General features: G+C 36.9%; 16 protein-coding genes. 14 read left to right on the top strand and 2 right to left on the bottom strand.

Translation table 11 applies throughout. The annotated features are described in order from the left end of the window. The first annotated feature begins 490 nt into the window (after positions 1 to 490). From ACFIKH_RS05690 to ACFIKH_RS05700, 3 genes are all read left to right on the top strand, one after another. Positions 491 to 1327: a hypothetical protein gene (locus ACFIKH_RS05690; protein WP_375653862.1), complete on the top strand. Its 837-nt coding sequence runs from the start codon at positions 491 to 493 to the stop codon at positions 1325 to 1327. A gap of 177 nt (positions 1328 to 1504) precedes the next feature. After that, the gene (locus tag ACFIKH_RS05695; protein ID WP_375627248.1) at positions 1505 to 2425 is read left to right on the top strand and encodes a sulfite exporter TauE/SafE family protein; all 921 of its coding nucleotides are present in this window, start codon (positions 1505 to 1507) and stop codon (positions 2423 to 2425) included. Between the two features lie 2 nt (positions 2426 to 2427). After that, entirely contained in the window at positions 2428 to 3237 is an 810-nt protein-coding gene (locus ACFIKH_RS05700; protein WP_375627249.1) for a TIGR02186 family protein, read from the top strand. A gap of 22 nt (positions 3238 to 3259) precedes the next feature. Here ACFIKH_RS05700 and ACFIKH_RS05705 read toward each other — a convergent pair whose 3' ends face one another. Then, positions 3260 to 3541, bottom strand: coding sequence for a DUF6460 domain-containing protein (locus tag ACFIKH_RS05705; protein ID WP_375651883.1), 282 nt, complete (start codon positions 3539 to 3541; stop codon positions 3260 to 3262). Positions 3542 to 4636: 1095 nt separating this feature from the next. Here ACFIKH_RS05705 and ACFIKH_RS05710 point away from each other — a divergent pair. From ACFIKH_RS05710 to ACFIKH_RS05760, 11 genes are all read left to right on the top strand, one after another. Then, positions 4637 to 6262: an ABC transporter substrate-binding protein gene (locus tag ACFIKH_RS05710; RefSeq protein ID WP_375653863.1), complete on the top strand. Its 1626-nt coding sequence runs from the start codon at positions 4637 to 4639 to the stop codon at positions 6260 to 6262. 927 nt (positions 6263 to 7189) lie between these two features. Further along, a complete protein-coding gene (locus tag ACFIKH_RS05715) occupies positions 7190 to 8821 on the top strand; it encodes an ABC transporter substrate-binding protein (RefSeq protein ID WP_375671159.1) in 1632 nt (543 codons plus the stop codon). A gap of 830 nt (positions 8822 to 9651) precedes the next feature. Further along, positions 9652 to 11283: an ABC transporter substrate-binding protein gene (locus tag ACFIKH_RS05720; protein ID WP_375627253.1), complete on the top strand. Its 1632-nt coding sequence runs from the start codon at positions 9652 to 9654 to the stop codon at positions 11281 to 11283. A gap of 401 nt (positions 11284 to 11684) precedes the next feature. Beyond that, on the top strand, positions 11685 to 13115 hold the full coding sequence (xseA, locus tag ACFIKH_RS05725) for an exodeoxyribonuclease VII large subunit (RefSeq protein WP_375627254.1): 1431 nt from the start codon (positions 11685 to 11687) through the stop codon (positions 13113 to 13115). Continuing rightward, positions 13093 to 13719: a DNA-3-methyladenine glycosylase I gene (locus ACFIKH_RS05730; protein WP_375627255.1), complete on the top strand. Its 627-nt coding sequence runs from the start codon at positions 13093 to 13095 to the stop codon at positions 13717 to 13719. The genes xseA and ACFIKH_RS05730 overlap by 23 nt, the downstream gene beginning before the upstream one ends. A gap of 1612 nt (positions 13720 to 15331) precedes the next feature. After that, positions 15332 to 16957 carry an ABC transporter substrate-binding protein gene (locus ACFIKH_RS05735; protein ID WP_375671161.1) on the top strand — a complete coding sequence of 542 codons (1626 nt, stop codon included), beginning with the start codon at positions 15332 to 15334 and terminating at the stop codon, positions 16955 to 16957. 365 nt (positions 16958 to 17322) lie between these two features. Continuing rightward, complete coding sequence (locus ACFIKH_RS05740) at positions 17323 to 18924, top strand: ABC transporter substrate-binding protein (RefSeq protein ID WP_375627257.1); 1602 nt, start codon at positions 17323 to 17325, stop codon at positions 18922 to 18924. Between the two features lie 112 nt (positions 18925 to 19036). Continuing rightward, the gene (locus tag ACFIKH_RS05745; RefSeq protein ID WP_015856298.1) at positions 19037 to 20110 is read left to right on the top strand and encodes an ABC transporter permease; all 1074 of its coding nucleotides are present in this window, start codon (positions 19037 to 19039) and stop codon (positions 20108 to 20110) included. A 2-nt stretch (positions 20111 to 20112) separates the two neighbouring features. Further along, positions 20113 to 21042: an ABC transporter permease gene (locus tag ACFIKH_RS05750; RefSeq protein WP_375627258.1), complete on the top strand. Its 930-nt coding sequence runs from the start codon at positions 20113 to 20115 to the stop codon at positions 21040 to 21042. Next, positions 21035 to 21919: an ABC transporter ATP-binding protein gene (locus ACFIKH_RS05755; protein ID WP_375671163.1), complete on the top strand. Its 885-nt coding sequence runs from the start codon at positions 21035 to 21037 to the stop codon at positions 21917 to 21919. The genes ACFIKH_RS05750 and ACFIKH_RS05755 overlap by 8 nt, the downstream gene beginning before the upstream one ends. Next, positions 21906 to 22688, top strand: a complete 783-nt coding sequence (locus tag ACFIKH_RS05760; protein ID WP_375653875.1) for an ABC transporter ATP-binding protein — start codon at positions 21906 to 21908, stop codon at positions 22686 to 22688. The genes ACFIKH_RS05755 and ACFIKH_RS05760 overlap by 14 nt, the downstream gene beginning before the upstream one ends. 595 nt (positions 22689 to 23283) lie before the next feature. Here ACFIKH_RS05760 and ACFIKH_RS05765 read toward each other — a convergent pair. Further along, the coding region (locus tag ACFIKH_RS05765; RefSeq protein ID WP_375653877.1) for an autotransporter outer membrane beta-barrel domain-containing protein at positions 23284 to 23547 on the bottom strand (264 nt) is incomplete at its 5' end.

Here is a 23547-nt window from a genome sequence, read left to right on the forward strand (position 1 = left end):
AGCAATACTCATAAGAAACCAAATTGTTTAGAATGAAGTCTCATTTATAACTTGTGTTCTCTTTGATATAAGCTTTTTTACGTTTACTTGTACTTTCTCGTCGTTATTTTCAACCTTCATATTTTGCATTGCTATAATTGCCTTATTTGCTTGAATAAAAAGTAAAAAAATCAATCTGTCTTGTGAGAATATTCTTTTTTAGTTTCTTATGCTTTGTTTATGATGGTGCAATAGGCCCTTTATACAATGAAAAATTAAGTGAAAAAGATAAAAATGGGGGAATGATTTTGCTCTTCAAATCTTGAAGACAGAAAAATTAAAGAACTTTCTTTCAAATATTTTGGATAAAGATTGGGGAAAAATATTTCTAACAAATGCGCAAAATAAAAAGTTTTTAGGAGTTCTTAAAGCTCTATTTACTAAAATAGACCACACTTTCTCATCATTTGTTGCGATTCTTTTCAAAAAGGTTAATGAGGGGTAAGCGTTTGTGAATACGAAGGGTCATACGATCGATCAGGCGACCAATCAGATTAGGCATGGTAAATTCTTTTCTTTTGTTGAACAGAAAGAGAGAATGGATACTTCTGTAGAAGTAACGATGTCAGATATTGCTCAAAAATTACGCACCGTTTATACGCAAATGCAAATGAAGCATCCGCCCCATTCTTTGATGCAGCAGAGTTCTGTAGAAGAGCATTTTAAATCTTACTTAGATGATATTAGTCGAGCCATTTTGGCTGAACATTATATGCGTCGTCAAAGAGAAAAAAAGCTTTTTGAGTCTTTAGAGCAGATTAAAACAATTGTTAAAAGTTTGCAGAGTGAAAAAAAAAGCTTAGAAGAAGAAGCGGTAACACGACGGGTATCTCGTTCAAAATCACCTGATTCTGTTGTACAAAAACTTGCTCATATGGAATGTAAGGACAATCAAGAACGTTTATTCCTTCAAAAGGTGCAAAATTTTTCGAAACAAAACGGTATAATTCCACTCCAAACAAATGTTGAAAATACGTTGCAGCAAGAAAATAGAAGCTCTTTGCCCAGTGATGCTATTTTGCTAAGTGATGCTCTGAAACCTTCTTTTAAAAAGGATGAGGGAGTAGTGAAGCGTGCTATAATAGAAGAAAAGGGTATGATGGGTGTTCAGGCATCTAATCATTGCAGTGAGAATGATTTTTCTTCTTTAAAGGTGCAGTCTCGGAAACATGTCTCGTTTTTATCTTATTTGGTAAAAAAAAGTGTTCTTTGTTTTTTAACCGTTGTATTTGTGCTAGCGATAACGTTATGTCTTTATAGCTTTTTAAAAGGAGCTCGTTTTTTTTAATTTGTATGATGTTGATGTTAATAGATGTGAAATGTATTGCGCATTCGTGTTTGTGCGAAAGCTATAGAAACTAAAATTATTCTTTTAAACACGCAACAGAAATTATTGGAAAAGAGGATAATTGGAGAAGGATTCTCTAGTTGTAAAAAACCTCAAATTATCTTGAAGGTTCTGTAAGTGAGTATTTATTTACCAATTGCTGAAATGTCACTCAATATGCTGATCTTGATTGGTATGGGAGTCGTTGCTGGTTTTTTTTCAGGCCTTTTTGGAATCGGTGGTGGGTTTCTCATCACACCGTTATTGATTTTTTATAATATTCCTCCTGCTATTGCTGTTGGAACAGGCGCTAACCAGATGATTGCGTCATCTGTAACAGGAGCAATTACACATTTTAGAAGACGTACGCTCGATATTAAACTTGGTATTCTTTTGGCGATTGGAGGAGGAGGTGGTTCTTTAATTGGGATTCAGGTTTTCTCTGTTTTGAAAAAGTTAGGTCAATTAGACTTAATGATTTCGCTTCTTTATGTGATTCTTCTTGGAAGTGTAGGAAGCTTGATGATCGTTGAAAGTTGGTATGATATGATGCGCAAGCGTAAGGCAGGAAAAGCCAATATTCGTCTTGCTGGTCGACATAACTGGATTCATCGCTTACCCTTAAAAATGCGTTTTCGGACATCTATGATATATGTTAGCATTATTCCAGTTTTAGGGATTGGTCTCATTGTGGGATTGTTGTCTTCTATTATGGGAATTGGTGGGGGGTTCTTTATGATACCAGCATTGATTTATCTTCTGCGTGTTCCAACCAGTGTGGTGATTGGGACTTCACTTTTTCAGATTACATTTGTGTCTTCTTTCACGACAGTTTTGCAAAGTGTGACTAATCAGTCCGTTGATATTGTCTTGGCTTTTTTGTTAATGCTTGGAGGAAGTATTGGTGCACAATATGGAACAAGGGCTGGACGGAAGTTAAAGGCTGAACAATTGCGTATGGCGCTTGCATGTTTAGTGTTGATTGTGTGTATGCGTCTTGCTTTTCAATTATTTATACGCCCTGATAATCTTTTCTCTTTGGATATTCTTATGAGATAAAAATGGGTAGATTATTTTCTTTATACATCATTGCAGGTTGCTTTTGTTTTATTTCTTTTTCTACATGGTCACATGTTGGGACGCCAGCTACATTCATTGATCAAGTTGACCACGAAACTGTCCAAATTATCGTAACAACGAATACGATTACTGTGGATGCAAATTTTGCTGGTCGTGATCTTTATATTGCTGGTGTTTTGGAAAATATTGATCCGTTATATTCTCGACAGAACCGTTATGATATTGTTGTAAGCTTGGAGGGACAAGATCGGACAATGGTGATGCGAGAAAAAAAACGCAATGCCGGTGTATGGGTTAATACAGATTCTCTTATTTTTAAAAAGGTTCCTCTTTTTTACTCTATGGTCACAACGCGTGAAATTGGCGATATTACGAGCATTGAAGATTATAAACGCTTGGGGTTAGGATTACTCTATTTGCCATTGCAGACGGATGAACAAGATCAGAAAAAAATACAAATCTTTCGCGATGAACTTATAAAGTTGCAAAAAGCTAAAAGCCTTTATTATGAGGAAGTGGGTGGGGTTCGTTTTGGTTCTGACACACTTTTCACAGCACATTTTCGTTTGCCAGCAAATATCCCGGTTGGACATTATAAAGTTCGTGCTTATCTTTTTCGTGATGGACAGTTTATTGATAGTGCAACAACGACTCTTGAAATTGTTAAAGCACATATCGCTTATACAATTTTTTATGCAGCGCACAAGTATCGTTTTTTATATGGTATTGTTGCAGTGATTATTGCTATTACTACAGGATTTTTATGTCGTTTGATTTTTCGAAAAGATTAACGCAAGGAAAATGTTAAGGCTTTTATTTTTTATGAAAAATTCGTAAGATAAGAAAAATAGGCACAACAATAATAGCTCCCGTCATAGTTATATGGAAGAAATTTGTAAGCGTTATAAATCCTGCTTCCCATAGTGATTTAAAAAAATCTACTATTTTGTGTATGAGGTTTCGGTGTGTCCATCCCAAAAAATTCATTACGATGCCAATGAAGAATGACAGGATAAGCAATTTTAGACTAACGCTGCTTAATTTTCTTCCAAGAAACGCACGAAAAGAATCTGATAATCTTTTTTTCCGCTTCATTTTAATATACTTTCGAAGATCGTGTTTCTTATTGTATTATCATAGTGCGGCGATGTTACTATCATAAAGCAAAAACATTTTTTTATTTTTTCTTACTTTGAGTTTATCACCTTTAGTCTGATTAACGGTGCTGGTTTTTGAAATATGCACATGTTTTATTGCATTTTTGCGATATTTTCATGGCGCTTCTTTTATTAAATGAAGGGAGATCCTTTCGTTTCTGAGAATTTGTAGAGAAATTTTATAACGTTTCGATATTTCGCATCAGAGTGAGAGTTTTAGTATATTGAAGATTTTGTAACAAACTTATTATTGTCGTGTATAGAAATAATATTTCAAGACAGTTTACTTAAAAAAAGACTATCTATTCTAATAAGGGTGTGCTTATATAGATATTATATTCAGATATTTCAACCTTAGTGCATTGAAAAGATCTTTTTTTCTGAAAAAATATAAGCAATGAATTGAGTGTTGTTAAAGGAGCAAAGATATTTAAAATACGATATTGAAAAAAGTTTTGTTATGTACGGACGCGTGAGGGAATGTTAGAGGTTTGTGGTGCCCGTGCTCCTTTTATTTGGAAATAAGATATAATGAGAAGCCGTTATTTAGTGGAGAATTATGGAAAAATTCAAAATTCCTTTTGCAGAAGAGGTAGAGGTGCTTGATGTTGGACGATGGGCAAATTTTTCTGTTTTGTTGAAATAATCAAGTTATTATGAAGGCTTTTTGTTATTAAGATTTTTGAGCTAACAGGGGATAGTTCTTTGATGGCATAAAAACGCTAGAGTAAAGAAGAGGTAAACTTGTTCGACAAGAGAGAAGAAATCTTTGTCTTATAGCTTTCAATGGTAGACGTTGTAATATTATCAATAGATTGGTGATGGGTTATGTCATTCATCATATATTAGATTGTTTCTCGGTGCATATTGGGGGTTGGTTTGTAACTATGGGCAGGAGGAGTGGTTGATAAGTGATGTTGTTTGAACGTTTTAATACTTTATCTCTCAGAGCCTATGGTTTGTCTGATTTTATTATTTTGCGCATTCTTGTTGCGTGGGGAATTTATACAATAAACTTTAAAAGGAAAAGTCTATGAACTTAAAAAGAAAGATATTGAAAAGTAGCAGCTCTATTGTTGCTGCTCTTATGGCACTGGGAGTAGTTGTACAACAGGTTTCAGCAAAAACACCGGCTGATACCCTTGTGATGGCTTGGAATCTTGATGCAATCAGTACGTTTGATCCTGCGCAGCTCAATGATGTTTATGGAAGTGAAATTGTTCGCAATGTTTGTGATAACTTAGTCAGTACTGCGACAGATGATCCTGCTAAAATGGTTCCTGCTTTAGCAACGCATTGGGATGTTTCAGGCGATGATCACAGTACGGTGATTACTTTTCATTTGCGTGATGGTTTGAAGTTTAATAATGGCAAACCAGCTAATGCCAATGATCTTGTTTGGGGGATGAAGCGGATTGTCAAATTGAAGATGGGTAATGCGGCAATTTTTAATGAATATGGAATTACAGAACAAAATGTTGATGATGCTTTGCAAGCTGTTGATGAGAAAACAGTGGTGATGAAATTTGATAAGCCTTATCCAGCAGAGCTCATTCTGAATAATGTTGTTGCGAGTCGTGCAACAGCTTTGCTTGATCGTAAGACGATTATGAAGCATGAAAAAAACGGTGATCTGGGAAATCAGTATTTGAAAACTCATGCTGCTTGCGTTGGCCCTTATCATTTAAAAAGTTGGCGCCCTGGAGAAGCGATTTTGTTACGTGCAAGCTCTCACTATTGGGGACAAGCACCTAAACTGAAGCAGATTTTAATTCGCCATGTTGCGGAGCCCGGAACACAGCGCTTATTGTTGCAAAAACATGATATTGATGTTGCTCGTAATTTGACACCTGAAGATCTTGCAGATTTGCAAAAAACAACAGATGTTAAAATCAAAGAAGTGTTAGAACCATCCATGATGTATTGGGGTTTCAATACGACGAATCCCATTTTTGCTAAGGAAAAAGTGCGCTTGGCGATGCGTTATCTTATAGATTATGAAGGTTTTGGCAAGAAGCTTCTCAAAGGGATTGGTATCCCACGGGCAAGTTTTATTCCTCTTGGCAATCTTGGGGCTTTGGATGAAAAAGAAGGGCAACCCTTTAAGCTTGATATTCAAAAAGCCAAACAGCTTTTAGCAGAGGCTGGTTATCCGAACGGATTTGAGGCAAATTTTCTCGTATCAAACACTCCTTATACTTTATTACTTGCTCAGTCACTCCAAGATAGTGCTGCGCAGGCGGGTGTGCGTCTTAAAATTGAACGATTGGCAGGTACACAGTTGTTTTCCAAACTTTATGCTCGAGCTTTTGATACAATTTTTGTCGGATGGAATAATGATTCTGCGGATCCTCATACAATGGCTTCACGTCTTGTTTATAATCCAGATAATCGGTTTGAGGCAAAAAATACAGCTTATCCTAGTTGGCAGCATGGGTATTTTGATGCCAAGATGAATCAAAAAGTTGAAGATGCGTTGTTTCAAAAAGATCCGCAAAAACGGGTGCAAATATATGCTGATTTACAACGTGAACTTATGCAAAAAGGACCTTATGCGTTTATCTATCAGAAATACGGCGTCGTCGCGATGACACCGGATGTCAAAAAGTGGGTTTGGAATAGTGCACCGCATATTTTTTATAGTAAAATTGAAAAATAAGCGTGTCTTCAATGCTGTTCAATAGATGAAGGACATTGTCATGATATATTCGGCGTATTGTATAAATTTTCAAGCTTTGCAATACGTCGAAGATTATAGGTAATGCGTGATATACTGTTGAATGTCTTTTTAAGACATTCGTTTAAAGGGATTTTTCATTCTCATTAGAGGTGTATTGGTGTGGATGTTAAGATTGAATATTTCAATTTCTCTGAATTGAAAAGTCATCAATTTATTTGTTAAAAGACTGAGTGTAACATAAAAAAACTAAGTGTAACAAATGTCGTGGAATTTAGTAGTGTTAAAGGTGTAAAGGTTTTTCGATGTTGAAGGAAAGTTTTGGTATGGGTGGGTACACAAGGGATTCAGTTTTTTATGGTGTTCATATTTTCTTTTGCTTTGAAAGATGATGAGATACCAATTGGAGGGTCTTATTTTACGGGGAGTGATGAAAAAAAACAAATTTCCTTTTGAAAAAGGAATAAAAGTCGTTGCACTTGGCAAACTAACGAATTTTCCTGTTTTATCAAATCGTCAAATTATTATGAAAGCTCTTTGTTATTAAGGTACGTGAGCCGAAAGGGCTAGTGCTTTGATGGTATACAAAACGCTGGAAGAAATAAAAGAGACAAGCTTGCTTAACAAGATAGAGAAAAAATATTGGTTTTATAGTCTTCAATAGTAGGCGTTATGATATCGTGAATAAGCTCTGTTGTTGGTGAGTGTTCATTATATACCAGAGTGTTTTCCTTTGTATGTTTTGGTTTGGCTTACAAGTGTAGGCAGGAGGAGTCATTGGCAAGAGGTGCTTGTTCTTAAATATTTTAAAGCTTGGTCTTTAGGAGCCTATAGTTCGTCTAAACTTAATTATTAAGCACGTTTTGCTGCATAGGGAATTTATACAATAAACGTTAAAAGGAAAAGTCTATGAACGTGAAAAGAAAAATATTGAAAAAGAGCTGTTCTTTTGTTTCTGCTGTTCTTGCAATGGGGATGTTTGTGCAACAAGTTTCAGCAAAAACACCTACCGATACGCTTGTGATGGCTTGGAATCTGGATCCAATAAGTACATTTGACCCTGCACAACTCAATGACCGTTATGGAATTGAAGTGGTTAACAATATTTGTGATAATTTGGTCGTTTCTGCTACAGATGATGCAGCTAAAATGGTTCCTTCTTTGGCAAAGAGTTGGGATGTTTTAAGTGATGACCAGAGTACGGTGATTACTTTTCATTTGCGTGATGGTTTAAAGTTTAACGATGGTAGATCAGCCAATGCCAATGATCTTGTTTGGGGTATGAAGCGGGTTGTGAAATTGAAATTGTCTAATGCGGCAACATTTAATGAATATGGGATTACAGAACAAAACGTTGATGAGGCTTTTCAAGCACCGGACGACAAAACGGTGGTGATGAAATTTGATAAACCTTATCCTTCAGGGCTTATTCTTAGCAATATTTCCACTAATCGCACTGCTGCCTTGCTGGATCGTGAGACACTCATGAAAAACGAACAAGATGGCGATATGGGAAACCGGTATTTGGCAAGTCATTCTGCTTGTGTTGGTCCTTATCAGTTAGAGAGTTGGCGTCCTGGAGAAGCTCTTTTATTGCGTGCAAGCTCCAATTATTGGGGGGAAGCGCCTAAACTGAAGAAGATTTTAATTCGCCATGTTGCGGAGCCTGGAACGCAACGTTTATTATTGGAAAAACACGATATCGATGTTGCACGTAATCTGATGCCAGAGGATTTGGCAGATCTCCAAGCAACAACGGATATTAAGGTTGAAAAAGTGTTGGCGCCCTCCATGATTATATGGGGTTTTAATACGACGAACCCTATTTTTGCTAAGGAAAAAGTGCGTTTAGCGATGCGCTATCTTATTGATTATGAAGGACTCAGTAAGACCCTTCTCAAAGATGTTGGTATTCCCCGTGCAAGTTTTATTCCTCTTGGTAATCTTGGGGCTTTAGATGAAAAAGAAGGACAACCCTTTAAACTTGATCTCCAAAAAGCAAAGGAACTTTTAACAGAGGCAGGTTATCCGGATGGTTTTGAGGCCAATATTTTTGCAGGGGCATCTCCTTATCCTTTTGCTTTACCTATTGCTCAGTCCCTTCAAGACAACGCAAAAAAGGTTGGGGTACATTTTAAAATTGAACGTTTTGTAGGTACGCAGTTGTTTTCAAAATTTTATGCGCGTGGTTTTGATACGATTTTTTTCGGATGGAATAATGGCTCTGCGGACCCCCATACAATGGCTTCACGTCTTATTTACAATCCAGATAATCGGTTTGAGGCAAAAAATACGGGCTACGCTAGTTGGTGCCATGGGTATTTTGATAAAAGTATGAATCAAAAGGTTAAGGATGCGTTGTTTGAAAAAGATCCCCAAAAACGGGTGCAAATGTATGCTGATTTGCAACGTGAATTTATGCAGAAAGGACCCTATGCTTTTATTTATCAGACATATGTTTCTGTAGCGATGACACCTGATGTCAAAAAGTGGGTTTGGAATAGTGCACCACGTATTTTTTATAGTGCAATTGAAAAATAAGAAGGTATCAGGTTTATAAAATATAAAAAACATGATCATGATATATTTGACGTATTGCAAAGTTCTTAAATGTTTTGCAATACGTTGAAGATTGTGAATAATAGAGGATATATTGCTGAGTGTCTTTGCAAGATTTCTATTAAGGGATCTTTCATTCTCATTAAAGATGTGCTTGCTTGGATGTTTAAACTTAATATTTCAACTTCCATGAATTGAAAAGAGATCAATTCATTTGCTGAAAAAATTAGTACAACAAATGTTGTGGTATTTAGCATTGTTAAAGGAGCAAAGACTTTGCAATGTTGAAGAAGAGTTTTGGTGTGGAGGCAAAGAGGAATATCAGTTTTTTATGATGCCTATGTTATGTTTCCTTTTGTTTTGAAAGATAACACTCCGCAATTGGGGTATTATTTTATGGGGAGTGATGAAAAAATTCAAATTTTCTCTTGAGAAGGAGGGTAAATGATCAATTTCAGCAAATTACAATTCATTCAAAATCATCAAAATATCAAATTTTTATTGAGGCTCTTGAAGTAACCGGACGTGGTGTTTTCGCGACACTTTTTAGAAAATCAAAAAAGAAATTTGAAGCAAAAGGTCTGATTGATAAAGCAAAAGGAAACTTTGCCTGATATGTCCCAAATTGTAAGCACTGTGATATCTCCAACAGATGCTGTTATGCCTAATACCTTCGTTTTATATCAGATCGTTTTCTGTTGAGTTTTTAATTTTATTTCGAGGAGGTATGTTTTCTAAGTCTAATCTTATTATTTATTGCACGTTATTGTTGCATGGAGAACTTATACAATAAATTTTAAAAGGAAAAGTCTATGAACTTGAAAGGAAAAATATTGAAAGGGAGCAGTGCTTTTGTTTCTGCTGTTATTGCACTGGGGATTTTGGTGCAACAAGTTTCAGCAAAAACACCTGCCGATACGCTTGTGATGGCTTGGAATCTTGATTCAATAAGTACATTTGATCCCGCACAAATTAATGACCGTTATGGTAACGAAGTTCTTGTCAATGTTTGTGATAATTTAGTTGAACCAGCTAAAGATGACGCAGCTAAACTTGTTCCCTCTTTGGCGAAGAGTTGGGATGTTTTAAGTGATGATCAGCGTACGGTGATTACTTTTCATTTGCGTGATGGTTTGAAGTTCAATGATGGTCGTCCTGCGAATGCCAATGATCTAATTTGGAGCATGAAGCGGGTTGTTAAATTGAAGATGGCTACTGCGGCGACATTTAATGAATATGGTATCACAGAACAGAATGTTGATGAGGCTTTTCAAGCACCGGATGAGAAAACGGTGGTGATGAAATTTGATAAACCTTATCCAGCAGAGCTTATTCTTAGCCATTTTGCCACTAGTCGTACTCTTGCTTTGCTTGATCGTGAGACACTCATGAAACACGAAAAAAATGGTGATATGGGAAACCGGTATTTGGCAAGCCATTCTGCTTGTGTTGGTCCTTATCAGTTAGAGAGTTGGCGCCCTGGAGAAGGGATTTTATTGCGTGCAAGCTCCAATTATTGGGGTGAGGCGCCTAAATTGAAGAAGATTTTAATTCGCCATGTCGCGGAGCCTGGAACGCAACGTTTATTATTGGAAAAACACGATATCGATGTTGCACGTAATCTGATGCCAGAGGATTTGGCAGATCTCCAAGCAACAACGGATATTAAGGTTGAAAAAGTGTTGGCGCCCTCCATGATTATATGGGGTTTTAATACGACGAACCCTATTTTTGCTAAGGAAAAAGTGCGTTTAGCGATGCGCTATCTTATTGATTATGAAGGACTCAGTAAGACCCTTCTCAAAGATGTTGGTATTCCCCGTGCAAGTTTTATTCCTCTTGGTAATCTTGGGGCTTTAGATGAAAAAGAAGGACAACCCTTTAAACTTGATCTCCAAAAAGCAAAGGAACTTTTAACGGAAGCAGGTTATCCAGATGGTTTTGAGGCCAATATTTTTGCAGGGGCATCTCCTTATCCTTTTGCTTTGCCAATTGCTCAGTCCCTTCAAGACAATGCAAAAAAGGTTGGGGTGCGTTTTAAAATTGAACGTTTTGTAGGTACGCAGTTGTTTTCAAAATTTTATGCACGTACTTTTGATACGATTTTTTTCGGATGGAATAATGATTCTGCGGATCCTCATACAATGGCTTCACGCCTTATTTACAATCCTGATAACCGGCTTGAGGCTAAAAATACAGGCTATGCGAGTTGGTGCCATGGGTATTTGGATGAAACTATGAATCAAAAGGTTCAAGATGCGTTGTTTGAAAAAGATCCCAAAAAACGGGCGCAAATGTACGCTGATTTGCAACGTGAATTTATGCAGAAAGGACCCTATGCTTTTATCTATCAGACGTATCATACTGTAGCTATGACACCTGATGTTAAAAAATGGGTTTGGAATAGTGCACCACGTATTTTTTATAGTGCAATTGAAAAATAAGAAGGTATCAGGTTTATAAAATATAAAAAACATGATCATGATATATTTGATGTATTGCAAAGCTCTTTAACACTTTGCAATACGTTGAATTTTATCGGGAATGGATTACTATGTTGTGTAGAGAATTTTATTTCAGGAATTCTTATGAAAGATGTGTTTGTGTGGATGTTAAGATTGAATATTTTAACTTCTATTGATACAGCTTTCGGATGGAATAATAACTCTGGAGATCCCCATACAACGGCTCCAAGCTTTTTTATAACTCGGATAATCGGTTTGAAATTCGAAATATAAGCTGTTCTAGCCGGTGTTATGGATATTTTGATGAAGCTATAAATAAAAATTTTAAAGATTGTGTTGTTTCAAAAAGATTTACAGAAACGGGCGTAAAGAATTGAAAAATGGTAAGTTTGTTTAGTGAAAAAACAGGTGTAACAAATGTGGCAGAATTTACTGTTTCCGAAATAGCAGGAGCTCTAAAGCGTGTTGTTGAAGAAAAGTTTGGTTATGTACGGGTGCGTGGGGAGATATCAGGTTACCGTGGTACTCATGCTTCAGGACATGCTTATTTTGCTTTAAAGGATGATAAGGCACGGTTGGAAGCTGTTATTTGGCGTGGAGTGATGGAAAAGCTCAAATTTCCTCCTGAAGAAGGGATGGAAGTGGTTGCTGTTGGTAAACTTACAACTTATCCAGGGTCATCGAAATATCAAATTGTCATTGAGGCTCTTGAACCAACGGGGGTTGGTGCTTTGATGACACTTCTTGAAAATCGTAAGAAAAAGTTTGTGGAAGAAGGCTTATTTGATGAAGCAAAGAAAAAACCTTTGCCTTATATGCCTCGAATTATAGGCGTTGTCACATCACCAACAGGTGCTGTTATTCGTGATATTATTCATCGTATATCCGACCGTTTTCCGTTACATATTTTGGTTTGGCCTGTACGTGTTCAGGGGGAAACAAGTGGGAGAGAGGTAGCTGTTGCTGTTGAAGGTTTTAATGCTCTTGCTCCAGGAGGACTTATTCCAAAACCTGATCTTATTATTGTTGCACGGGGAGGGGGAAGTTTAGAAGATTTGTGGGGGTTTAATGACGAAGCTGTTGTTCGTGCTGTTTATGCCTCTGCTCTTCCCGTTATTTCTGCTGTTGGGCATGAAACGGACTGGACTTTAATTGATTATGTCGCTGATTGGCGTGCTCCAACTCCTACAGGAGCTGCAGAAAAGGCTGTTCCCGTTAAGCTTGATCTTGAAGTGTGTGTTGCGTCTCTTGGGGCACGTTTGCGCAAGGGACTTGTACGTTCTTTTGATTTTCATCAACAAAAGTTGCGTGCAGTCAGACGTGGTCTTCCCACTGTCGACCAACTTTTCGCTCTACCACGGCGTGGTTTTGATGAAATTTCAAATCGATTACAGCGTGCTCTTTGTGTAAGCTACGATAAAAAACGTTTTTCTTTTCATACTCTTCGTTTACGTCTTTCGTTACGTTTGTTAAATAATGAAAAAGCACACCGCAATACAAAAGAATATACGGCGCGCCTTCATCGTGCTTTTGTGCGTAGTGTGGAAAAAAAACGTGCCCGAATGGAGCTTGCATTTAGGCTTTTAAAAAGCACTTCTTATCAGAATATTTTGGAGCGCGGCTTTGTTTTGGTTTTGGGGAAAGAGAATAAGCCCATTAAACGCTTGGCTCAGTTTCCTGAAACGGGGCACATAAATTTACGCTTTTTTGATGGTGATATCAATGTTGCAACACAAGAATCTGTTTCCGCTAAACGCTCAAAACACAAGCCGATAAAGTCGCCAAGCGATGATCAAGGAACTCTCTTTTAATACGGTTAATGCCATGCTTGCGGAAGGTCTTCTTAAGGGAGCGGATGGAAAAGTTCGTTGTGCATGGGCTGGAACGGATCCACTTTATTGTGCTTATCATGATAACGAATGGGGAAAACCTGTTTTTGAAGATACCTGTTTGTTTGAAAAAATTTCTCTTGAAGGTTTCCAAGCGGGGCTTTCTTGGTTTACAATTTTAAAAAAACGCTCTTTTTTTCGCATTGCATTTGATCACTTTGACTTTAAAAAGATTGCTCATTATGATGAGCTAAAGGTGAAAATGTTAATGCAGAATAAAGACATTGTTCGCCATCAAGGAAAAATTCAATCAGTGCTTAATAATGCACTTAGAGCACAAGAAATTATAACAGAGTGGGGGAGCTTGTCTCGCTATTTTTGGTCTTTTCAGCCACCACAATCAGAGCGTTATGAAAAGATAGACTTTCAAACACTGTCGGCTCATCCCACAACCCCTGCTTCTCTTCGTCTTTCTCAAGACTTGAAGAAACGTGGCTGGACATTTATTGGTCCCATAATTTGTTATGCTTTTATGCAGTCCGTAGGGATCGTTAATGATCATCTTGAAGGATGTTTTTGTCGATAAATTGGCCAACGTTCTTTTGTATGAGTAATGATCAATAGGATAATAATTAAATTGTTTAATAAATGTATAGATTATACAACTCCATTGTATAAGATAATTGAACTATACAATATCAATAATTTCCTACTGTTGTTGGCACTCAAAACGATAAAGGTATAATTTTGAAGATGAAAAAAACAGATGCAAAAAGGAGTGATATCTTAACTGTCATGTATCTGAAGTGAGATAATGGTAACGTCTTGTATGTTTTAAAGAAACATCTAGTGTACCAAAGCCCATTTTGCGACGCAGCTCATGAATGGTATAACAGTCAATCCATTGTGCACTCTATCTTTACACTTATGAAAGAGAAAATCAGCACCATCACACACTTTACTAGCTTTCAATGTTGTGCAACAGTTCTTGGCATTTGAAATGGTTCAGAAGAGATGTTTTTATTTCTGTTAATGACATGACCGTTATAATAAGTAATGAATATTTTATTCGTGTTTATTGACGAATGCAAAGTGGTTTTTAGAGGGGGGATGTTGTTGCATTGTTATATTTTACTTTGGTTGTATGACTGTTGGTTTATTTATGTGTAGGTCAATTGCTCAGTACTTACCTAGGGAATAAAAATAAAATGCAGTGATGAAAAATTGAAGTTAAATGACTTAAGCTGCTTGTGTTGGGTTTTATTATCTGATAGTTTTCTTCTATTAGAGAGTGATTTTGCCGCGTGTGCTCTCCAATTTTTAGGAAAATGATTAAGCTCACGCAGGCTTGTATCCACTACATTACTTAGTTGAAGCTCTGTATGTTTCTGCTGGAAACAAGAGTTTTGTTGCAGTGTGTTGTTTTCTGTTCTATTTTTATAGTGGTAAAGCAGTGATGCACACTAAAGTTTAGAAGGGTCTATATTCATTATGTCTTTGGGGGTAGTCTAATGAATTTTGTTTTTATCAATGGAGAAGTGCATTTTAGTGTGTATTCTTTTATTGCAATCTTTATCTCTCAAAAGACAAAGCTTGCAAGGGGTGATTCTTCTCATTATTCCTTTATTTTTGTTAACGTGTTTGGTTTTTTTGGTAAAAACGTAAAACTTTTGACACTTGGTTTTCAAAAGATTAAGCAGATTTTTGTGGGGGTAGAGTTTTGGAAAAGATCTTTTCTTATGCCTTTCTGCTGTTTTAGTGCAGTTTTGATCATGTAGTAAAGATGTGCCGCATCTTGAAATTGAGTGTTTGAGGAGAATGACAATTTTTGAAGTTTGCGTATTTTATTTTAAATACCGCCTAAAGTAATAGAGTGGTGAATTCATAAATTTTTGCGCAATGATTTTTTTTTAAAGCTTACCATTTTGGAGGCTAAAAGGCTTATCCTTTTGATGATTAATGGGGCTGGTATACGGCGTTATCGTATGCAAAGAAAGGTTATGAAAGAATGTGATACTGGTTAGCAAAACATATATTGCATGTTCGCTATGGTTTGATTGAGATGTAGTCAATGAATTTATAAAGTAGATGACTCTGTATAGGCGATTAGAATGTATTTGTTCAATGTGTATAATTATAAATTTGCCATGTTATTTCAGCGTCATTAATTAATAAAAAATAAATAAAGGGAAACGTTTATGAACTTGAAGAAAATAATATTGAAAAGTAGCAGCTCTATTGTTGCTGCTCTTATGGCACTGGGAGTAGTTGTACAACAGGTTTCAGCAAAAACACCGGCTGATACCCTTGTGATGGCTTGGAATCTGGATGCAATCAGTACGTTTGATCCTGCGCAGCTCAATGATGTTTATGCAAGTGAAATTATTGGAAATGTTTGTGATAATTTGGTCAGTACTGCGACAGATGATCCAACGAAAATAGTTCCGTCTTTAGCAACGCATTGGGATGTTTCAGGTGATGATCATACTACAGTGCTTACTTTTCATTTGCGTGATGGTTTAAAGTTTAACGATGGTAGATCAGCCAATGCCAATGATCTTGTTTGGGGGATGAAGCGGATTGTTAAATTGCAGATGGCTAATGCAGCAATTTTTAATGAATATGGAATTACAGAACAAAATGTTGATGATGCTTTGCAAGCTGTTGATGAGAAAACAGTGGTGATGAAATTTGATAAGCCTTATCCAGCAGAGCTCATTCTGAATAATGTTGTTGCGAGTCGTGCAACAGCTTTGCTTGATCGTAAGACGATTATGAAGCATGAAAAAAACGGTGATCTGGGAAATCAGTATTTGAAAACTCATGCTGCTTGCGTTGGCCCTTATCATTTAAAAAGTTGGCGCCCTGGAGAAGTGATTTTGTTACGTGCAAGCTCTCACTATTGGGGACAAGCACCTAAACTAAAGCAGATTTTAATTCGCCATGTTGCGGAGCCCGGAACACAGCGCTTGTTATTGCAAAAACATGATATTGATGTTGCTCGTAATTTGACACCTGAAGATCTTGCAGATCTGCAAAAAACAACAGATGTTAAAGTTGAAAAAGTGTTGGTGCCAACCATGATGTATTGGGGATTCAATACGACGAATCCCATTTTTGCTAAGGAAAAAGTGCGCTTGGCGATGCGTTATCTTATAGATTATGAAGGTCTTGGCGAGAAACTTCTCAAAGGGATTGGTATCCCACGGGCAAGTTTTATTCCTCTTGGCAATTTTGGGGCTTTAGATGAAAAAGAAGGACAACCCTTTAAGCTTGATATTCAAAAAGCCAAGCAACTTTTAGCAGAGGCTGGTTATCCGAACGGATTTGAGGCAAATTTTCTCGTGTCAAACACTCCTTATACTTTATTACTTGCTCAGTCACTTCAAGATAGTGCTGCGCAGGCGGGTGTGCGTCTTAAAATTGAACGTGTGGCAGGTACACAGTTGTTTTCAAAAGTGAATGCACGGGCTTTTGATACGGCTTTTGTCGGATGGAATAATGATTCTGCGGATCCTCATACAATGGCTTCACGTCTTGTTTATAATCCAGATAATCGGTTTGAGGCTAGAAACACTGCCTATCCTAGTTGGAAGCATGGATATTTTGATGCCAAGATGAATCAAAAAGTTGAAGATGCGTTGTTTCAAAAAGATCCGCAAAAACGGGCGCAAATATATGCTGATTTACAACGTGAACTTATGCAAAAAGGACCTTATGCGTTTATTTACCAGCAATATAGCGTTATAGCGATGACACCGGATGTCAAAAAATGGGTTTGGAATAGTGCACCGCGTATTTTTTATAGTAAAATTGAAAAATAAGAGTGTCTTTTCGTGTTGTCAAAGGTAAAAGTAGTTTGATCATAATAGCATGATGAAAATATTTTTTCACATAAAAGTCCTTCAGTTTTTTAAGGAAGAAACTGTGAGGGGTATTTGTGCTGTATATGGTGGAGGTCGTTTATTAAGGAGGGATGAATATAGAAAGTTATATTGGAGAAGATCTTTGTTTGTGGCTACAGATTCTATGCATCCCGAATGCAGATTGATATATGAGAGAATTATTTTATAGATGCTTAGTTTGATTAAATGAAGTTGATGTTTGATACTATGCTGTTTAAAAGATGAAAGAGCAAAATCACAACGACTATGTGTGAAAAAGGCACAAGAATATAATGGGGAAAAAAATGTTGAAAAAATTTTCTGTTTTATTAGGCATAACAGCTTTTTTAAATGGGGCTATAGCATCAGCATTTAGTGCTTCATCTAAAGATATATTGGTGATGGCATGGAATATTGATTCAATGAGTAGTTTTGACCCAGCGCAAACTGTTGAAGTTGTGACGAGTGAGTTATTGACGAATATTTGTAGCGCGTTAGTGCAATATGATGAGCATGATCCTACAAAAATTCGCCCTGCTATGGCAAAATCTTGGGATGTTTTAGATAATGGCAAAAGAATAGTTTTTCATCTTCGTGATGATTTAAAGTTTAATGATGGAAGAACAGCAACGGCGCAAGATTTGGTATGGTCGATGCGGCGGATTATTAAATTAGGATTGAGCTATGCCCAATCTTTAATGGATTATGGGTTTACTAAAAACAATGTTGAAACAAATATTCAGGCTCTTGATGATAAGACTTTGCAATTAAAATTAGATAAACCCTATCCTATTCAGCTCATATTGACTGTTATTGGACAATCTTATGCTTCTGCTTTGCTTGATCGGAAAACAATTGAAGCGCAGAGTATTAACGGTGATATGGGGAATAAATATTTAGCAACACATTCGGCTTGTGTTGGACCTTATAAATTGGTGAGCTGGTCTCCAGGAGATAAAGTTGTATTAGAGGCTACACAGCATTATTGGGGCGATGTGCCTAAAATTAAGAAGATTGTTGTGCAGCACGTAGCAGATTCATCAAGTCAAAGACTTCTTTTGGAAAAAGGTGATGTGGACATAGCGCGTGATCTTTCTTCAGAGGATATTTTAGATCTTGAAAAAAAGGGAGGCCTAGTCAAAATTAGTCGTGTTTTGCGCCCCCAGATTATTTATCTATCATTAAATAATAAGAATGCAATTTTTGCAAACGAAAAGGTCAGATTGGCACTTCGTTATTTGGTTGATTATGAAGGTCTTGGAAAAACTGTTTTGAAGGGGATTGCTATTCCGCGGGCAACTTATATGTCCTTGGGTGTTCCTGGTGCTTTGGATGAAAAAGAAGGGCTGCCTTTTAAGTTGGATTTGAAAAAAGCAAAACAGTTGATTACTGAGGCTGGTTATCCGAACGGTTTTAAAGCTAATCTTTTAGTTGGAAGCCTTAGTTATATGTCGTCTGTTGCACAGTCTATTCAAGCTAATGCACGTAAAATTGGTGTTGAGCTGACAATTGAAAAAATGGCACAAAATCAATTGTTGAGCCGTGTACGTGGTGGAAATTACGATACTGCTATTATGGGGTGGGGGAGTGCCGATCCTGATGGACATCCTGCCTCATTAAATCACGTGTTTAATCCTGATCCAACATTTACAAAAAAGCACAATATGTATTTGGCTTGGCGCGCTGGGTATTATGATGAAAATATTAATAACATGGTGATGGATGCTTTGTTTGAGAAAGACCCCAATAAGCGTATCATGCAATATCGTACTTTACAGCATTATGTGCTAGAGCATGGTCCTATGGTTTATTTATTTCAGACATATTATACCGTTGGTATGGGACCTGATGTCAAAAAATGGATTTGGAACAGTTATAGACTTTATTACAATGAAGCAGAAAAATAAAAAGAAGCATGTTATAGAGAAGGATTGTAGAACATGCTTAATAAGAGGTTGTTTTGTTATATAAAAAAAGGTATTTGCTTTATGTTTTGTCGCTACAGAGGGGATTTTTATAATGGTTTTGCCACTTTCAGAGACTGAAAGAGCTGTATCAGAAAAGCAGAAAAGATTATTTTTATGGGATTTTTTATGCAAAGGATTGAAACTTCTTATTTCAGTTTTTATCACATTGCTTGGGTTGGTGACGATCACTTTTTTTCTTGGTCATCTTCTTCCTCTAGATCCAGTTCTGTCTATTCTTGGTGATAATATCAGTCAGGAAGCTTATGATGCAATGTATTATAAGCTTGGTCTTGATAAGCCGTTGATTGTTCAATATTGGAAGTATCTTCATAATGTATTTTTATTTGACTTTGGAGATGCTTTAACTTCTGGGCGTCCTGTTCTAGCTGATATTATGCGTGTATTTCCTGCAACATTAGAGCTTGCAACCGTTGCTATTGTTATTGGCACAAGTCTTGGAATTCCATTTGGTGTTTTTGCAGCAATGTATCGCGATTCATTTATTGATTATGTTGTTCGTGTTTTTACACTTGTAAGTTATTCTACTCCAACGTTTTGGCTCGGTTTAATGGCTTTGTTAATATTTTACGCCAAGCTTGGCTGGGTTGGTGGTCCAGGACGTATTGATTTTCTTTATGAATATTCTTTCGAACCAAAAACAGGATTTTTCCTTTGGGATACTGCAAGCCAAGGACAATGGGAGGCTTTTGGTAATGTTTTTAGTCACATTATTATGCCTGCTTTGATCTTAGCTTTCGGTGCTATGGCTTATATTAGCCGTATGACTCGTGGGTTTATGATTGAGCAGCTTAATCAGGAATATATCATTACTGCACGTGTAAAGGGGTTATCGTGGGCGCGAACGGTATGGGGACATGCCTTTAAGAATGCTGCTGTTCAGGTTATTACCGTTGTTGCGCTTTCTTATGCTTTTTTATTAGAAGGGGCTGTTTTAACGGAGACAGTTTTTGCTTGGCCTGGTTTTGGACATTACTTGACAAATGCTCTTTTAGCCGGAGATATGAATGCAGTTGTAGGATGTACTTTACTTGTAGGATTTATCTTTGTCGCCATTAATTTATTTTCTGATTTGCTTTATCGCATTTTTGATCCAAGGACACGTTGAATATGACAGTAAGTAATCATCATAAATCGCAATCATCATCTTTTTTTGGCGGTTGGTTAAACGACCCTGTTCCAAGCTCCATAATTCAGGCGAACATACAAAGAATTTATCACGCACTGGTTAAGTTTTTTCATAACTTTTCGGCTGTATTTGGTCTGCTTATTATTTGTATTATTATCATATGTGCATTTTTTGCTCCTTGGATTGCTACGCATGATTTTCTTAGCAATGATCTAGGGCATCGGTTGCAGCCACCCTCTATGGCGCATTATTTTGGGACAGATGAATTAGGACGTGACATTTTTAGTCGCCTTGTTTTTGGTTCCCGTATTACTCTTTATGTTGTTTTTCTTACAACCATTATTGTAGGTCCAATAGGGCTTATTGTTGGAACCGTATCTGGTTATATGGGCGGATGGGTTGATACTGTTCTCATGCGCATTGTCGATATTTTTCTTGCTTTTCCAGGTTTGATTTTAGCTCTTGCATTTTCAGCCGCATTGGGACCAGGGATTGAAAATGCTTCTATTGCAATTTCAATTGCAGCATGGCCGCCAATTGCACGTTTAGCACGTGCTGAGACTTTGACAATACGTTCTTCTGATTATGTTTCTGTCGTTCGCTTGCAAGGGGCTTCTGCTTGGAGAATAATTTTGTTTCACGTTGCGCCCATGTGTATTCCTTCAGTGATTGTACGATTAACTTTAGATATGTCTGGAATTATTTTAACGGCTGCTGGTCTTGGTTTTTTAGGGTTGGGAGCTCAACTTCCAAGTCCTGAATGGGGTGCGATGCTTTCTTCAGGGCGGGAATTTATGATGACAAATTGGTGGTTGGCGGCAATACCAGGCTGTGCAATATTATTTGCAAGTCTTGCTTTCAACCTTTTAGGTGATGGTCTTCGTGATGTATTGGATCCACGCAATGGATAATAAATTATTAGAAGTAGAAGATTTACGTATTTCTTTTCCTACAACGCGCGGCATTTCAGAAGTTGTGCGTGGCGTTAGTTTTTCTGTTGGAAAAGAAAAAATTGGAATTGTTGGTGAATCGGGATCTGGAAAATCGATGACTGGGCGCGCAATACTAAGATTGAGTCCAAGAGCAGCCATTGTTAAAGCTAAAAAAATGCGCTTTGAGGATGTTGATTTATTGACCGCAAGTGAACCTCAGATGCGAAAAATCCGCGGGAAGCGTATTTCAATGATTTTACAGGACCCAAAATATTCACTTAATCCATTAATACGGATTGGTGAGCAGATTATGGAGGCTTACCGCATTCATTATCGTGTTTCAAAAGCCGAAGCGCGGGAGCGCACCATATCTATGTTAGAATCTGTTCATATTCGTGATCCTGAACATGTGATGCGTCTCTTTCCTCATGAAATATCTGGGGGGATGGGGCAGCGCGTGATGATTGCAATGATGCTCATTCCGAAACCTGATTTAATTATTGCCGATGAACCAACATCTGCGCTTGATATTACGGTCAGACGACAAGTTTTATCCGTATTAGATGAACTTGTTACAAAGTCTGGAACGGGACTTATTTTCATTAGTCACGATTTAAATATGATTGCTGATTTTTGTGATCGTATTTTGGTGATGTATGCGGGCCGTGTGTTAGAAGAGTTGCCTGCTTCTGATTTGTCTCACGCTTGTCATCCTTATACAAAGGCTTTGCTGGCGAGTTTACCACGGCTTGATAATCCTGTTGATATTTTGGCTGTTCCTGAGCGTGATCCTGATTGGTTGTATAATCCTACGATTGTTAATGGTGTTGAGGAGGTTCCTCATGACAAATTGTGAGAATATTATTGATGTTTCTAATTTATCTGTAACTTTTGGTCATAGACATAAGGCAGTAACAGTTGTTAAAAATGTTAATTTTCATATTAAGCGTGGTGAAGCTTATGGTTTGATTGGTGAATCCGGATGTGGAAAATCAACAATTTTGAATACATTGGTGGGGCTTATTCCAGATTATAGTGGAAAGTTCCTTTTTGCTGGACAAGAAGTTGAAAAGAAAAGAAGTAAGGATTTTTTACGCTGTATTCAAATGGTTTTTCAAGATCCTTATGCTTCTCTGCATCCAAGAAAAATGGTCCATACGGTTCTTTCTGAATCGCTCAAAATCCATGGGATGGATAATCAAAGAGAGCGGGTGGAGGATGCTTTAGATTCCGTTGGTTTAGATTCTTCATTTCTTTATCGTTATCCTCATGAGTTGTCTGGAGGACAGCGTCAGCGTATTGCTCTTGCACGTGCTTTAATTATCGAGCCAGAAGTTTTATTGCTTGATGAGCCAACATCTGCATTGGATGTATCGGTACAGGCTGAAATTTTAAACTTGTTGAAATCGTTGCGAGCGAGAAAAAAGCTTACTTATTTGATGGTATCCCATGATCTTGCTGTTGTTGCACATATTTGTGAACGTGTTGGAATTATGCATAAAGGGATTATTCTTGAAGAGCTTAGCAATGATGAATTGCGTAATTTACACGCGCAACACGATTATACAAAGGAGTTTTTTGAAGCAAGTATAGAGCCTATTGTCCATAGAGAGCAAAGAGTATGATCGATTTTCCAAAAGAAAAAATACATTTTTCTGTTTTAGGTTTCGAGAAGTATTTAGTATCTTTGTTGTAATAGAGAGTTTTTGTATTTTTTATAGTGTGAAATCTTATCGATATAATTTATTGAAAGAAATTTTAGCTCTCATATTTTTCACTTTATTAGGCGTACAACATTATGAGTCATCTGCATGACTCATAACGCGCATTATATATTTGTTGTACAGTTTGTTGACTATAAATTTATGTTTAGAAGGTTTCATTTTAGATGAGCATTAAGCTTGTAAGAAATAATAGGTGATTAATGATGCTATGTTTTCTAGGAAAATTTATTCTTTAGGGTATAGTTTAATTTTTATTTTTTTTGATTTGTTTACTCTTTTTTACAGTGTTACTCTTATTTATCCAAAAACGCTAAGTTTTATTTTTTAAAAAAGAAGAAGCTGTTATGAAAATTTTTCAATAGTACATGAGAATGATTCAACTATTTTTGTTTTTTCTATTCTTAAAGACAGATTTTATAAATAAAAAAGGCAGCATATTGCGCTGCCTTTTTGTTAAATTGAATAGAACGAATAAGCTATTTTTACAACCTTGCTTTTAAAACTGATAGCGTATGCCGCCTGAAAAACTTGCACCACTTATACCCGTTTTCTGAAGCTTTTGTTGATAGCTTACATCACCATGAAGGGAGAAATTGTGAGACAGTTGCGCATTGATGCCAATGCCGCCTTCAATTGCAGGCCCCATAGGATCAAGGTCAAAGTTTCTGCCAATCTGGATAGTGCCATCATCACCAAAGGTTTTGATCAAGTTTACTTTTCCATAGAAAGACATAGGACGGCTGTTTTCAGTGGAAATGGT

Origin of the sequence: Bartonella sp. SD1336NMGDW (assembly GCF_042193565.1) — a bacterium.
Classification (GTDB): domain Bacteria; phylum Pseudomonadota; class Alphaproteobacteria; order Rhizobiales; family Rhizobiaceae; genus Bartonella; species Bartonella grahamii.